The organism is Emticicia sp. BO119, from assembly GCF_013912375.1.
In the GTDB taxonomy this organism is placed as follows: domain Bacteria; phylum Bacteroidota; class Bacteroidia; order Cytophagales; family Spirosomataceae; genus Emticicia.
This window is the reverse complement of record NZ_JACETV010000016.1, coordinates 1-1,433: the sequence shown is the minus strand read 5'-3', so window position 1 is coordinate 1,433 and position 1,433 is coordinate 1. Positions and strand designations below refer to the sequence as shown.

Genomic DNA, 1,433 nt, shown 5'->3' with positions numbered 1-1,433 from the left:
CTGTCAGAATTGCTGTTTCACTACCACACAAGCTTGTTTTGTTGCTTGCTATCGTTGGTGCACTTGGCGAACCTCCTGTTGTGATAACTATTACATTTGATGTTGGACTTGTACCGCAAGCATTAATACATACTGCTGTATAAGTGCCCGCTGTACTTACTGTTATACTTGTGGTAGTGGCATCAGTACTCCACTTCACACTACCATTGCATCCTGTTGCAGTTAAAGTAGCTGTTTCATTACCACAGATGCTTGTTTTATTGCTTGATAGTGTCGGTGCTGTTGGCATACTACCTGTAGTAATAATAATTGCGTTTGAAGTACTGCTTGTTCCACAACTATTTGTACAGGTTGCTGTATATGTGCCTGCTGTACTTACTGTGATGCTTGTACCCGTTGCATTGGTACTCCATTTCACAGTTCCACCACAACCTGTGGCTGTCAAGGTTGCTGTTTCAGTGCCACATAGACTTGTCTTCGTAGCAGCGACTGTTGGTGCTGATGGATTTCCACCTGACGTAATCGTTATTATGTTCGATGCCGCACTTGTTCCACAACTACTCACACAAACTGCGCTATATGTGCCTGCTGAACTTACAGCGAGTGTACTGCCTGTTGCATTGGTATTCCATTTAATTGTACCACCACAACCTGTTGCAGTTAGAATAGCTGTTTCTGTACCACAAAGACTTGTTTTATTAGCCGTAACCGTTGGCGGAGATGACATAACGTTCTTTCTGATAACTATATTCTGGCTTGGATCACTTTCTCCGCAAGCATTTTTACATGTTGCAGTATAAGTTCCTGCAGTACTTACCGTAATGCTGCTTGTAGTTGCTCCTGTACTCCATGAAATAACTCCATTACATCCAGTAGCTGTTAAAGTCGCTATTTCAGTACCACAAATAGTATTTGTATTTGTTTGTACTTCAGGAACAACTGGCGCCGGCACTGTTGTAATGGTTATTATATTACTTGACAAACTTTCACCACAACTTGTCACACATTTAGCAGAGTATGTTCCTCCGATACTTATAAGGATTGAAGTGCCTGTCGAACCGTTATTCCATTGAACATTACCAATACAGCCGCTTGCAATCAAGGTTGCCGTTTCGTTATTACATAAAACATTTTTGTTCGCTGTAATTGTCGGTGCTACCGGAAGATTGCCTGTGGTAATAGTTATCACATTCGATGCTCCACTGGTTCCACAGTTGTTTACACAAGTTGCACTATAAGTACCTGCAGTCGTTACACTGATGCTTGTTCCTGTGGCATTATTGCTCCATTTCACCGTTCCACTACAGCCTGTCGCTGTCAAGGTCGCTGTCTCACCATTACACAAACTCAGCTTGTTGCTCGCTATCGTCGGTGCATCTGGTGTACCACCTGAGAAGATCGTCAGAATATTCGAAGCTCCACTGGTTCCACAT

The 1,433-nt window shown here is 42.8% G+C and carries 1 pseudogene; it reads right to left on the bottom strand.

Annotation, left to right across the window (positions count from 1 at the left end):
• A pseudogene (locus H1R81_RS26935) lies at positions 1-1,433 on the bottom strand (hypothetical protein); the annotation flags it as partial.